This is a genomic window from Micromonospora haikouensis (genome assembly GCF_900091595.1).
GTDB lineage: Bacteria > Actinomycetota > Actinomycetes > Mycobacteriales > Micromonosporaceae > Micromonospora > Micromonospora haikouensis.
On the sequence record NZ_FMCW01000011.1, the window covers coordinates 49,102 to 61,591 of the forward strand.

At 73.5% G+C, this 12,490-nt stretch carries 10 protein-coding genes; 3 read left to right on the forward strand and 7 right to left on the reverse strand.

Features of this window, described 5'->3' with window-relative positions; genetic code table 11:
* Positions 1 to 14 precede the first annotated feature (14 nt).
* From GA0070558_RS12880 to deoC, 3 genes are read right to left on the reverse strand one after another with little or no spacing between them, the layout of a single operon-like run.
* A complete protein-coding gene (locus GA0070558_RS12880; protein ID WP_091279028.1) occupies positions 15 to 839 on the reverse strand; it encodes an aldehyde dehydrogenase family protein in 825 nt (274 codons plus the stop codon).
* A complete protein-coding gene (locus tag GA0070558_RS12885; protein WP_091279335.1) occupies positions 832 to 2,256 on the reverse strand; it encodes an aldehyde dehydrogenase family protein in 1,425 nt (474 codons plus the stop codon). Before GA0070558_RS12885 ends, GA0070558_RS12880 begins: the two co-directional genes overlap by 8 nt.
* 5 nt (positions 2,257 to 2,261) lie before the next feature.
* Positions 2,262 to 3,221 carry a deoxyribose-phosphate aldolase gene (gene deoC, locus GA0070558_RS12890; RefSeq protein ID WP_091279031.1) on the reverse strand — a complete coding sequence of 320 codons (960 nt, stop codon included), beginning with the start codon at positions 3,219 to 3,221 and terminating at the stop codon, positions 2,262 to 2,264.
* A gap of 124 nt (positions 3,222 to 3,345) precedes the next feature.
* Here deoC and upp point away from each other — a divergent pair, with 124 nt between their 5' ends.
* Positions 3,346 to 3,978, forward strand: a complete 633-nt coding sequence (gene upp / locus GA0070558_RS12895) for a uracil phosphoribosyltransferase (protein WP_043961846.1) — start codon at positions 3,346 to 3,348, stop codon at positions 3,976 to 3,978.
* 157 nt (positions 3,979 to 4,135) lie between these two features.
* Complete coding sequence (locus tag GA0070558_RS12900) at positions 4,136 to 4,813, forward strand: GOLPH3/VPS74 family protein (protein ID WP_077936100.1); 678 nt, start codon at positions 4,136 to 4,138, stop codon at positions 4,811 to 4,813.
* 103 nt (positions 4,814 to 4,916) lie between these two features.
* Here the strand turns inward: GA0070558_RS12900 and GA0070558_RS12905 are convergent, their stop codons facing one another.
* The 4 genes from GA0070558_RS12905 to GA0070558_RS12920 all read right to left on the reverse strand — a co-directional run bounded on the left by GA0070558_RS12905 (position 4,917) and on the right by GA0070558_RS12920 (position 10,546).
* Positions 4,917 to 5,120: a DUF397 domain-containing protein gene (locus GA0070558_RS12905; RefSeq protein ID WP_091279034.1), complete on the reverse strand. Its 204-nt coding sequence runs from the start codon at positions 5,118 to 5,120 to the stop codon at positions 4,917 to 4,919.
* The gene (locus GA0070558_RS12910) at positions 5,113 to 5,997 is read right to left on the reverse strand and encodes a helix-turn-helix domain-containing protein (RefSeq protein WP_091279039.1); all 885 of its coding nucleotides are present in this window, start codon (positions 5,995 to 5,997) and stop codon (positions 5,113 to 5,115) included. The genes GA0070558_RS12905 and GA0070558_RS12910 overlap by 8 nt, the downstream gene beginning before the upstream one ends.
* Before the next feature lie 358 nt (positions 5,998 to 6,355).
* Positions 6,356 to 8,128 carry a phospho-sugar mutase gene (locus GA0070558_RS12915; protein ID WP_091279043.1) on the reverse strand — a complete coding sequence of 591 codons (1,773 nt, stop codon included), beginning with the start codon at positions 8,126 to 8,128 and terminating at the stop codon, positions 6,356 to 6,358.
* Positions 8,129 to 8,230: 102 nt separating this feature from the next.
* Complete coding sequence (locus tag GA0070558_RS12920; RefSeq protein ID WP_256091909.1) at positions 8,231 to 10,546, reverse strand: serine/threonine-protein kinase; 2,316 nt, start codon at positions 10,544 to 10,546, stop codon at positions 8,231 to 8,233.
* Positions 10,547 to 10,758: 212 nt separating this feature from the next.
* Between GA0070558_RS12920 and GA0070558_RS12925 the strand changes: the two genes are divergently transcribed.
* Entirely contained in the window at positions 10,759 to 12,342 is a 1,584-nt protein-coding gene (locus tag GA0070558_RS12925) for an acyl-CoA mutase large subunit family protein (RefSeq protein ID WP_091279051.1), read from the forward strand.
* Positions 12,343 to 12,490: the final 148 nt, after the last annotated feature.

Here is a 12,490-nt window from a genome sequence, read left to right on the forward strand (position 1 = left end):
CCAGGGCCGGCACCCTAGACCCCCTTGGGGTGCCAGACCGTCTTCGTCTCCAGCAGCGTCGTCATCCGCGTGACGCCCGGGTCGGCGTGCCAGTCGTGGTCGGCCGGGGCCGGCCGGAGCACCCGCTTCAGGTTCTCCGCCGCCCTGACCTCCAGGTCGGCGGCGAGCGCGGCGTCGCCCACCCCGGTCAGGTCGATCGCATTGACGTCCATGTGCGCGGCCAGCGTCGGCACGGTCTCGGTGAGCGCACCGGTGAGGATGTTCACCACCCCGCCCGGCAGGTCGGAGGTGGCCAGCACCTCGGCCAGGGTCACCGCCGCCAGCGGCTGCGTCGGCGACGCGGCCACCACCACCGTGTTGCCGGTGACGATCGCCGGGGCGATCACACTGACCAGGCCCAGCAGCGCCGGGGACGCGGGGGCCACCACGGCCACCACGCCCGTCGGCTCGGGCGCCGACAGGTTGAAGTACGGCCCGGCGACGGGGTTCGCGCCGCCGTACACCTGGGGGAGCTTGTCGGACCAGCCCGCGTACCAGACCCAGCGGTCGATCGCCGCGTCGACCTCGTCGGCCGGCACGCCCAGGGCCACGAACTGCTCGCGGCGGCCCTCCAGCATCTCGGCGACCCGGTAGAGGATCTGACCCCGGTTGTACGCGGTCGCCCCCGCCCACCCCTTCACGGCGGCGCGGGCCGCCACGACGGCGTCCCGTGCGTCCTTGCGGGAGGCCAGCGACACGTTGGAGTCCTGCACGAGATACGACCGTCCCGACTCGCTGCGCGGGAACTTCCCGCCGATGAAGAGCTTGTACGTCTTGCGCACCGCGACCCGCTCAGACATCGAGGTACCCCTCCAGCCCGTGCCGGCCGCCCTCGCGACCGTAGCCCGACTCCTTGTAGCCCCCGAACGGCGAGGTCGGGTCGAACTTGTTGAACGTGTTGGCCCACACCACCCCGGCGCGCAGCCGGTCGGCCATCCACAGGATCCGGGAACCCTTGTCGGTCCAGATCCCGGCCGACAGCCCGTACGGCGTGTTGTTGGCCTTCTCGACGGCCTCGGCCGGGGTGCGGAACGTCAGCACGGACAGCACCGGGCCGAAGATCTCCTCCCGGGCGACCCGGTGCGCCTGGGTAACCCCCGTGAAGATCGTCGGCGCGAACCAGAACCCGCGCTCGGGCAGCTCACACGGCGGCGACCAGCGCTGCGCCCCCTCGGCCGCGCCCGCGTCGGACAGCTCGCGGATGCGGGCGAGCTGCTCGGCCGAGTTGATCGCGCCGATGTCGGTGTTCTTGTCCAGCGGGTCGCCGACCCGCAGCAGTGCCATCCGGCGCTTCAGCGACTCCAGCACCTGCTCGGCGACCGACTCCTGCACCAGCAGCCGCGACCCGGCGCAGCACACGTGCCCCTGGTTGAAGAAGATGCCGTTGACGATCCCCTCGACCGCCTGGTCGACCGGGGCGTCGTCGAAGACGATGTTGGCGGCCTTGCCGCCCAGCTCCAGCGTCACCTTCTTGCGGGTGCCCGCGACCGACCGGGCGATGGCCTTGCCGACCTCGGTCGAGCCGGTGAAGGCGACCTTGTCCACGCCCGGGTGCTCCACCAGCGCCCGGCCGGTGTCGCCCGCGCCGGTGACGATGTTGACCACGCCGGCCGGCAGGTCGGCCTGCTGGCAGATCTCGGCGAACAGCAGCGCGGTCAGCGGGGTGGTCTCCGCCGGCTTGAGCACCACCGTGTTGCCGGCGGCCAGCGCCGGGGCGATCTTCCAGGCCAGCATGAGCAGCGGGAAGTTCCACGGGATGACCTGCGCGGCCACGCCCAGCGGCTTCGGGTCGGGGCCGAACCCGGCGTGGGACAGCTTGTCGGCCCAGCCCGCGTAGTAGAAGAAGTGCGCGGCGACCAGCGGCAGGTCGACGTCCCGGGACTCCCGGATCGGCTTGCCGTTGTCGAGGGACTCCAGCACGGCCAGCTCGCGGGAGCGCTCCTGGACGAGCCGGGCGATCCGGAACAGGTACTTGGCCCGGTCCCGGCCCGGCATCGGGCCCCACACCTTCTCGTACGCGGTGCGGGCGGCGCGGACCGCGCGGTCCACCTCGGCCCCGCCGGCCCAGACGACCTCGGCGAGCACCTCCTCGGTGGCCGGGTTGACCGTCTTGTGGAGATCCTCGCCGGCGACGAACTCGCCGTCGATGAACAGACCGTAGGACGGCCTGAGGTCGACGATCGCGCGCGACTCGGGCGCAGGGGCGTATTCGAAGATCACGCTCAGTCCAGGGTGAAGTAGTCGGGACCGGAGTAGACGCCGGTCGTCAGCTTGGTGCGCTGCATGAGCAGGTCGTTGAGCAGGCTGGACGCGCCGAACCGGAACCAGTCCGGGTCCAGCCAGTCGCCGCCGACGGTCTCGTTGACCATGACCAGGTATTTGATCGCGTCCTTGGTGGTCTTGATCCCGCCGGCCGGCTTCACGCCGACCTGCCGCCCCGTGGCGGCGCGGAAGTCGCGGACCGCCTCCAGCATCACCAGGGTCACCGGCAGGGTGGCCGCGACCGGCACCTTGCCCGTGGAGGTCTTGATGAAGTCGCCGCCGGCCAGCATCGCCAGCCAGGACGCCCGGCGCACGTTGTCGTAGGTGGCCAGCTCGCCGGTCTCCAGGATCACCTTCAGGTGGGCGTCCCCGCACGCCTGCTTGGTGGCCACGATCTCGTCGTAGACCTCCTGGTAACGCCCGGCCAGGAACGCGCCCCGGTTGATCACCATGTCGATCTCGTCCGCGCCGGCCGCCACGGCCGCCCGGGTGTCGGCGAGCTTGACCTCCAGCGGCGCCTGCCCGGACGGGAACGCCGTCGCCACGCTGGCCAGGTGCACGCCGCTTCCGCGCAGCACCTCGGCCACGTGCGGGACCATCGCCGGGTAGACGCAGACCGCGCCGACGTGCGGGCAGGACGGGTCGGCCGGGTCGGGGCGCAGCGCCTTGGCCGCGAGCGCCCGCACCTTGCCGGGGGTGTCGGCCCCTTCGAGGGTGGTCAGGTCGACCATCCGGATGGCCAGGTCGATCGCCTGGGCCTTGGCCGTGGTCTTGATGGAGCGGGTGCCGAGCTGGGCCGCCCGCTGCTCCGCGCCGACCTGGTCCACGCCCGGCAGGCCGTGCAGGAAGGTCCGCAGAGCGGTCTCGGATCGTCCCAGCTCGGAGAGGTCCGACCGGGCCGACGTCGCTGTCGCCGTCATGCCCGGAAGTCTACGCACCCGCGCGCCGCGTGATCTTGGTCACGCGACCGCCCCGTCGGCCGTGGAGGTGAGCGGCGTCGCTCCCCATGTCCCGGGACCCGACCGTTCGGTAGGTTGACCGATCGTGGACGTACACGTCATCGATCACCCGCTCGCCCAGTCGCGGCTGACCGCCATGCGGGACGCGCGCACCGACTCCTCCTCCTTCCGGGCCGCGCTGCACGAGCTCACCACCATGCTCGTGTACGAGGCCGCCCGCTCCTTCCCCGTCGAGAAGTACCCGGTGCAGACCCCCGTCACCGGCGCCGAGGGCACCCGGCTGGCCAACCCGCCGCTGCTCGTGCCCGTGCTGCGGGCCGGCCTCGGCATGGCCGACGCCGCGCTCGGGCTGCTCCCCGAGTCGTCCATGGGCTTCGTCGGCCTCGCCCGCGACGAGGAGACGTACGAGCCGCGCGCCTACATGGAGTCGCTGCCCCGCGACCTCGCCGGCCTGCCCGTGCTCGTCCTCGACCCGATGCTCGCCACCGGCGGCTCCCTGGAGCACTGCTGCCGGCTGCTCGCCGACCGGGGCTGCACCGACATCACCGTCCTCTGCGTGCTCGCCGCACCGGTCGGCATCCGGCGGCTGGAGGAGTCCGGCCTGCCGCTGCGCCTGGTCACCGCCTCGATCGACGAGGGGCTCAACGACAAGATGTTCATCGTTCCGGGCCTCGGCGACGCCGGTGACCGCCAGTTCGGCGGCATGCCCCGCTTCTGATGTGTAAGGAAGGGCCCCTTATTAACGCTTACGGTATAGAGGGGTCCCCTTCTCACCCGGGCGGGAGGCGCGGGGCGGGCGGGCCCGTCGGGCGGGTGCGCTCGTCGGGGCGAGTTGGGGCGCGCGGAGGTGCGCTCAGGCGCTACCGTCTCCGGCCATGACTGGTGTTGCGCTGGCCGAGGAGTTGCTGCTCCTCGCGTACGACGATGAATCCGGCAAGGCGACCATGCCGCGGATCAGCCTCGACCTCGGGATGGCCGCCGCCGTACTGATCGAGCTGGCCCTCGCCGGCCGGGTCGCGTACGCCGACGGGAACCTGGTGGTCACGGACCCGGCGCCCACCGGCGAGCCGATCCTGGACGAGGTCCTGGGCCGGATGGCCGCCGACACCCCGCACACGCCGTCGTCTTGGGTGCAGCGGCTGCGGCACGGCCTGCGCGACCGGATCCTGGCGACCCTGGTCGCCCAGGGCGTGGTGCGCGACGTCGAGGAGACGGAGCTGGGCTTCATCCACGTGCACCGTTACCCGACGGCGGACGCCACGGTGGAGGAGGACACCCGGCGGCGGCTCGCCGAGGCGCTGGCCGGCGGCCAGCTCCCCGACGAGGCGACGGCGGCGCTGGCCACCCTGGTCGCCGTGCTGCGGATGGAACCGGCGCTCGGCCTGACCGGCGATGCCGCCGTCGATGCCCGGCGGCGGCTGGAGGAGATCGCGGGCGGGGCCGGCTTCTCCGGCACCGTCAGCCTGGACGACTCGGTGGTGCGCCCCTCGGTGGCCCTGGTCGTCACCGCCCTCGGCCAGGCGGTCGACGCCGCCCTCGGCAAGCGCGCCTGAGGCGGCGGCCCCCCGAGGCGGCGCCCCCGGAGACAGTGTGCCTGAGGCGGCGGCCCCTGAGGCGGCGCGTCTGGGGCAGCGCCCCTGAGGGAGCGAGGGGTCGTCAGGGGGCGAGGCGGTCCGCCTTGACCCCGGCGACGAAGGCGGACCAGGTGGCGGGCGGGACGGTGAGGGCCGGCCCGCCCGGGTCCTTGCTGTCGCGGATGCCGACGATGCCGGCGAGGTTGTCGGCGACCTCGACGCACTCGCCGCCGTTGGTGCCGCTGCGGGTGCTGGTGCGCCAGCGGGCGCCGGTCAGGTCACTCATAGCACTCTCCCCGGATGGCATCGATCAGCTCCGCTGATTGTCCCTCGCCGAGGGCGAGGGATTCCAGCCCCTGCCAGACCCGTTCGTACGCGGCGATCTCCGCCGGCTGGTCGAGGTAGAGCGCGCCGGTGAGCCCCTCGACGTAGACGGTCGGCGGCTCGGTCGGTGCGCCGAGCGCCGAGAGCGGGAAGTCGAGCAGCACGAACGTGCCGGCCTCGGCGGCCAGCGGCGGCCCGGCGGCCAGCGGCAGCACCCGGACGGTGATGTTGTGCCGCTCGCCGACGGCCAGCAGGTGGCGGAGCTGGTCGGCCATCACCGACCGGCCCGGCACCGGACGGCGCAGCACCGCCTCGCTGAGGATCACGGTCAGCTCGGGGGCCGGGGGCAGCCGTCGGGTGAGCAGCCCCTGCCGCTGGAGCCGGAAGCCGACCGCCTTCTTGCGCTCCTCCTCGGCCAGCTCGGGCCGGTTGTGCTGGAACAGCGCCGTGGCGTAGCCGGGGGTCTGCAACAGCCCTGGCACCAGCTCGGCGTGGTAGTAGCGAATGCTGCTCGCGGCGTTCTCCAGGCCGACGTAGAGCGAGAACCACGACGGCACGGAGCTGCCGTGGGCGTGCCACCACCCCTCGGCCCGGCTGACCTCGGCGAGCCCGAGCAGCACGCGCGCCTGGTCGGGGGTCGCCTGGTAGAGCTCGCAGAGCACCCGCACGTCGGGCGTCTTGGCCGAGGTCAGGCCGCGCTCGATCCGCCAGAGCTTCTGCCGCGAGCAGTCCAGCTCGCCGGCCGCCGCGTCGATGCTGACGTGGGCGCTCTCGCGGAGCTGGGTGAGCAGCCTGCCGAGCTGCCGCCGCGGCACGGTCGAGCCGTGTGTTTCACGCACCGTGCAACACCTTTCCGCCAGAAATGCAACACCCGGACACCGCATTCGCAACGTCGAAGAATGCGAATGCCAAAGAGGGCCGGGAAATGGGGGAACTGATGCGCCGATGCTAGTGAGTCGAACCTTCGGTAAGCAAGGGGTCACGCCGGGTTGGTGTGTTGCCGTGTCGGCCCCGGCACCGCCGGCCGCCGTGGTCCGCGCAGCCAGCGGGCCCGGCGAGGCGGCCACGGACGCCGCCCGCAACGCCCTCTCCGGGCCCACCGCACACTCGCCGTGCCAAACCGAGCCCATTCGAGAATGGGCGCCGCCCCGCCACTCGCCTCAACTGTAAGAAGGGGACCCTTCTATACCGCAGGCGTTAATAAGGTGCCCTTCCTTGCACCAGAGCGGCGATCTCCGTGCGGAGGGCCGCCAGCGCCGTCGCCGCGCGGCTGCGGGCCGCCGGCACGTCGCCGTCCGCGATCGGCTCCACCACCTCCAGGTACGCCTTCAGCTTCGGCTCGGTGCCCGACGGGCGGATCACCACCCGGGCCGCCTCGTTGCGCAGGATCACCACGTCCGCCTCGGGGAGCAGGTCCAGCGCCTCGGTCACCGGCTGCCCGAGCAGCGTCGTCGGGGTTGCCGCCCGCACCCGGGCCATCGTGTCGGCGATGATCCGCAGGTCGTCGACCCGCACCGAGAGCTGGTCGGTGTGGTGCACGCCGAACTCGGCGGCCAGCTCGTCGAGCCGGTCGGTGAGGGTGCGCCCCTGCGCCTTGAGCCCGGCGGCCAGCTCGGCGACGGTCAGCGCGGCGGTGATGCCGTCCTTGTCGCGTACGTGGTCCGGGGCGACGCAGTAGCCCAGCGCCTCCTCGTAGCCGTAGACGAGGGGCGCGGAACCGCCGCCGGCCCGGACGATCCACTTGAACCCGGTGAGCGTCTCGTCGTACGGCAGGCCCCGGGCGGCGCACATGGCCCGCAGCAGGGACGACGACACGATGGTGGTGGCGTAGAGACCCTGCACGCCCCGGCGCATGAGGTGGTCGGCGAGCAGCGCGCCCACCTCGTCGCCGCGCAGCATCCGCCAGCCGCCGCCCCCGTTCGCGCCCGCGGGGCCGGCAACGGTCGCCGGGCCGGCAGCGCCCGCCGCACCCCCGTCGCGGACGGCGACCGCGCAGCGGTCCGCGTCGGGGTCGTTGGCGATGGCCAGGTCGGCGTCGGTGCGCCGGGCGAGGCCGACGAGGCGGTCGATCGCCCCCGGCTCCTCTGGGTTGGGGAAGCTGACGGTGGGGAAGTCCGGGTCCGGCACCGCCTGGTCGGGCACCACGCCGGGGATGCCGAAGCCGGCGCGGGCGAAGGCGGCGGTCAGCACGGCCGCGCCGACGCCGTGCAGCGGCGTGTAGGCCACCTTCAGCCGCCGGGCTCCCGCCGGCTCGACCACGGCGGCGGCCCGGTCGACGTACGAGACGACGAGGTCGTCGCCGACGACCTGACCGGCCGGGCCCAGCGGCACGTCGGCGAGGGGACCGACCGCCCGGATGGCGGCCTCGATGCCGGTGTCGGCGGGCGCCACGATCTGCGCCCCCGCGCCCAGCTCGCCGCCGAGCTGCGCGCCGAGGTAGACCTTGTAGCCGTTGTCCTGCGGCGGGTTGTGGCTGGCGGTCACCATCACGCCGGCCGCCGCGTCGAGCTGCCGCACCGCGTACGCGAGCACGGGGGTGGGCAGCGGGCGGGGCAGCAGCAGGGCGGCGCGGCCCGCGCCGGTGGCGACCTGGGCGGTGCGCTCGGCGAACTCCCGCGAGCCGTGCCGGGCGTCGTACCCGATGACCAGCGGGCCGGTGGCGTCCTGGGCAGCGAGCCAGGCGACGAGCCCGGCGGCGGCCTGGGTGACGACGGCGAGGTTCATCCCGTTGGGGCCGGCGCGCAGCGGGCCGCGCAGCCCGGCGGTGCCGAAGGTCAGCGGCCCGGCGAACCGGTCGGCCAGCTCGGGCGCGCTCGCCGGCAGCCCGTCGAGCACGGCCTGCAGCTCGTCGCGGCTGGCCGGGTCGGGGTCGTCGTCGAGCCACCGCCGGGCCCGGTCGCGAAGGTCGTCGAGCCCGCGTGCGTCGTCGCGGTCGCGGGTGTCGTCAAGGTCAGTGGGTTCCGCCGCCATGGCTCTTGATAGCACGGCGGCGGATCACCACGTCGCGTCGGCCCGGCCGGGCCGGTGTCGCGTCGGCCCGGGCCCGGCCGGCGTCGGGTCGCCCCGTCGGGGTCAGTTGCTGCCGCCGCCGAGCTTGAACGAGGCCACCATCTGGTCGAAGATCGGCTTGCTCTCGGCGAACCGGGCGTCGGTCGAGGAGAGGTAGAACGAGTAGACCTTGCCCTCGTGCACCACCCCGCGCCACACCCCGTGCCGCTTGCTGTCGCCCTCGCCGCACGTGTATTCGAACTCCGCCGCCGCCTTGCCGTCGAGCTCCTGCTCGGTCATCGACACCTGGTTGTACGGCTTCTGGCAGGAGGCCGACCGGCTGCGCAGGCCGTTCGCGGCGGACTCGGCCCAGCGCATCGACGAGGTGCTCCACCGTTCGGAGAGGATGCGCACCTTGCGGCCGTTGTCCTCCGGGTCGACGTAGTCGACCCACACGGCCCCGTCGGCGCTGCGGCGCTCCCAGCCCTTCGGCACCTGCACGGTGACGCCCTTGGCCGACTGCTCCTGCATCTCCACCCCGGGACCGGCAGGCGCACCCGCGCTCGGCTGCCCCTGCGGGGTGGCCGGCGACTCCGGGTCGTCGCCACCGGTGAAGGCGAACACGGCGACCAGCAGCAGCACGGCGAGGCCGCCGGCCGCGGCGAGCTGCGTCCTGCGCGGCCAGCCCTTGACGGTGGCGACGAGGCGGCCGGCTGCTCCGCCGCCGGTGGCCGGGGCGGGCGCGCCGGCGGCCGGGGCGGTCCACGGCTGGCCGGTGCCGGGCACCGACCACTGGCCGCCGCCGTACGCGCCGCCGCCGACGCGCTGGGTGGCGTCGGGGGAGCCGCCGAAGCCGGGGACCGGCTGGGTGGCGTCGGGCTGGCTGCCGTAGGTGACCCGCTGCGTCGCGTCCGGTCGGGGCCCGAACGGCACCTGCTGGGTGGCGTCCGGCGAGCCGCCGCGGAAGCCGGGCACCTGCTGCGTCGCGTCGGCCGCACCCCCGCCGAAGCCGGAGACCCGTTGCGTCGCGTCGGGCGAGGCGCCGAGGCCGGAGACCCGTTGCGTGGCGTCGGGCGAGCCGCCGTCCTGGGGCACGCGCTGGGTGGCGTCGGACGAGCCGCCGTACGTCATCCGCTGGGTGGCCTCCGGCGCGGCGTCCGCGTCGACCCGCTGGGTCGCCGCAGGCGGGCCGCCGTACGTGCGGCCGGCCGGCGGCGGGGGCGGCGCGGGCATCGCACCGGTGGGGGTGTGCAGCGGGCCGGCGAGCGCGTCGGCGCTGGTGTCGTCCAGCGCGGCGGCGCTCGCGGCGGCGGCGGTCTTCTTCTTGTTCTTGCCCTTCTCGCCCCGGCGCAGCGCGGCCAGCCGGTCGGTCAGCGACTCGCCGGGGGCGAGCATCGCCCGGCCGCCGATCTGCCCGCTGGGCTTCGGCTCCTCGGCGGGCGGCGGCGTGACGACGGGCGGGCGCGGCTTGACCGGCACCACCGCGTACGGGTCGGTGACCGAGTTGACGGCGGTGGCGGTGCTGGTCAGCGGGCCGGCGAGCAGCTCGCGCAGCATCGCGCGGGCGGTGTGCACGTCGAGGCGGCGGGCCGGGTCCTTCTCCAGCAGCCCCATCAGCACCCGGGTCAGCGGGCCGCTGCGCTGCGGTGTGGCCGGCGGGTCCTCGACCACGGCGTGCATGGTCTCGATCGGGTCGCCCTTGTCGAACGGGGGCCGGCCCTCCACCGCCGTGTAGAGGGTCACGCCGAGGGAGAACAGGTCGCTCGGCGGGCCGAAATCCTGACCCATGGCCCGCTCGGGCGAGATGAAGTGCGGCGAGCCGAGCACCATCCCCGGCGTGGTGAGCTGCACGTCGGTGGGGAGCTTGGCCACGCCGAAGTCGGTGAGCACGCACCGGCCGTCGGTGCAGATCAGCACGTTGGCCGGCTTGACGTCGCGGTGCAGCACCCCGATCGCGTGGGCCACCTCCAGCGCGCCGAGCAGGGCGATGCCGATCTTGGCGACCGCGCGGGGGGCCACGGGCCCGTCCTCGATCACCATGTCGGCGAGGCTGCGGGCGTCCAGCAGCTCCATCACGATCCAGGGGCGGCCACCCTCGGTGACCACGTCGTACACCTGGACGACGGCCGGGTGCTGGATGGCCGCCGCCGCGCGGGCCTCGCGCAGCGTGCGTTCGTACATGGCGTCGCGGTCGCTCGGGGCCAGGCCCGGCGGGAGGACGACCTCCTTCACCGCCACGTCGCGCCGCAACAGGGTGTCTGTGGCACGCCAGACCGTGCCCATGCCGCCGTTGCCCACCGCGGACCGGAGGGAGTATCGGTCACCGATGGTGGTGCCGGCTGCCGCACGTCCGTGGGGTGGGCTGACTGGTCCGCCGCTCCACGTCGGGATCTGAGTCACAGAAAAGCCACCGGGGGAAATCGAGGGGGCTGGGACACAACACCCCTATCTTGCTGGTTCCGACGCCCGATGCGAAACCCGACGCGACGGACGTTTACCGAACCGGACCCTACGTGGCCAGGTGTTCACCCTCGGGGGCGCCGGGAAAGACAGGGGTCCGGTGTGCGGAATCCCTCACCCTCCGGCGCGGCGGCACGTCCTACCATCCGGGGATGAGCGAACCGCGGTCGAGCGAGTCCGGCTTCCCGATCAAGGGTGTCTACACCCAGGCGGACCTGCCAGAAGACCTGCCCGACCGGCTGGGCGGGCCGGGGGAGTTCCCGTACACCCGTGGGGTCTACTCCACCATGTACACCTCCCGACCGTGGACGATGCGACAGTACGCCGGCTTCGGCACCGCCACCGAGAGCAACGCGCGCTACCACCAGCTCCTGCGCGCCGGCACCATGGGCCTGTCCGTCGCGTTCGACCTGCCCACCCAGATGGGGTACGACTCGGACGACCCGATCGCCCACGGCGAGGTCGGCAAGGTCGGCGTCGCGATCGACTCGATCGAGGACATGCGGCTGCTGTTCGACGGCATCCCGCTGGACAAGGTCTCCACCTCGATGACGATCAACGCGCCCGGGTCGGTGCTGCTCCTGCTCTACCAGCTCGTCGCCGAGGAGGCCGGGGTGCCGGGCGCGGCGCTCAACGGCACCATCCAGAACGACATCCTGAAGGAGTACATCGCCCGGGGGACGTACATCTTCCCGCCGAAGCCGTCGCTGCGGCTGGTCGCCGACACGTTCGCCTACTGCCGGGCGGAGGTGCCGAAGTGGAACACGATCTCCATCTCCGGCTACCACATGGCCGAGGCCGGCGCGACGCCCGCGCAGGAGATCGCGTTCACCCTGGCCAACGGCGTCGAGTACGTCCGGGCGGCGCTCGCCGCCGGGCTGGCCGTGGACGACTTCGCGCCCCGGCTGTCGTTCTTCTTCGTCGCCCGCACCACCCTGCTGGAGGAGGTCGCGAAGTTCCGCGCCGCCCGACGGATCTGGGCCCGGCTCATGCGCGACGAGTTCGGCGCGAAGAACCCGAAGTCGATGATGCTGCGCTTCCACACCCAGACGGCGGGCGTGCAGCTCACCGCCCAGCAGCCCGAGGTGAACCTGGTCCGGGTGGCGATCCAGGGGCTGGGCGCGGTGCTCGGTGGCACCCAGTCGCTGCACACGAACAGCTTCGACGAGGCCATCGCGCTGCCCACCGAGAAGGCCGCCCGGCTGGCGCTGCGCACCCAGCAGGTCCTCGCGTACGAGACGGACCTGACCGCCACCGTCGACCCGTTCGCCGGGTCGTACGTGGTGGAGGCGATGACCGCCGAGATCGAGGCGGCGGTGGTGGAGCTGATGGAGCGGGTGGCCGACCACGGTTCGGTGGTCGACGCCATCGAGGCGGGCTTCCAGAAGCGGGAGATCGAGCAGTCGGCGTACCAGATGGCCCAGGAGATCGACTCGGGCGAGCGGGTCGTGGTGGGCCTCAACCGGTTCACGGTCGACGCCGACGAGCCGTACGAGCCGCTGCGGGTGGACCCGACGATCGAGGCGGCCCAGGCCGAGCGGCTGGCGAAGCTGCGGGTCGAGCGGGACAACGCCGCCGTCGAGCGGGCGCTGGGCGAGCTGCGCGCCGCCGCCGAGGGTACGGCGAACGTGCTGCACCCGATGAAGGAGGCGCTGCGGTCCCGGGCCACGGTCGGCGAGGTCTGCGGCACCCTGCGCCAGGTCTGGGGCACGTACCGCCCCAGCGACAGGTTCTGACCCACCCCTGATCCGTCGGTTGAGGGGTCGCGAAGCGTAACCGGGCGGGGCTAGGGTCGCCGGTGTGAGCCCAGCCGGGGCGGCCCGGTGTGTGCCACCCGGGGCAGTGGGTAACCCGTCCGGGTGAACGGGACGGACAGCGTGTGCG

Bases quoted from the DNA above. Each gene is read 5' to 3' on its own strand.
- GA0070558_RS12880 (WP_091279028.1), bottom strand. From the start codon at position 839: ATGTCTGAGCGGGTCGCGGTGCGCAAGACGTACAAGCTCTTCATCGGC.
- deoC (WP_091279031.1), bottom strand. From the start codon at position 3,221: ATGACGGCGACAGCGACGTCGGCCCGGTCGGACCTCTCCGAGCTGGGA.
- GA0070558_RS12900 (WP_077936100.1), top strand. From the start codon at position 4,136: ATGACTGGTGTTGCGCTGGCCGAGGAGTTGCTGCTCCTCGCGTACGAC.
- GA0070558_RS12905 (WP_091279034.1), bottom strand. From the start codon at position 5,120: ATGAGTGACCTGACCGGCGCCCGCTGGCGCACCAGCACCCGCAGCGGC.
- GA0070558_RS12915 (WP_091279043.1), bottom strand. From the start codon at position 8,128: ATGGCGGCGGAACCCACTGACCTTGACGACACCCGCGACCGCGACGAC.
- GA0070558_RS12925 (WP_091279051.1), top strand. From the start codon at position 10,759: ATGAGCGAACCGCGGTCGAGCGAGTCCGGCTTCCCGATCAAGGGTGTC.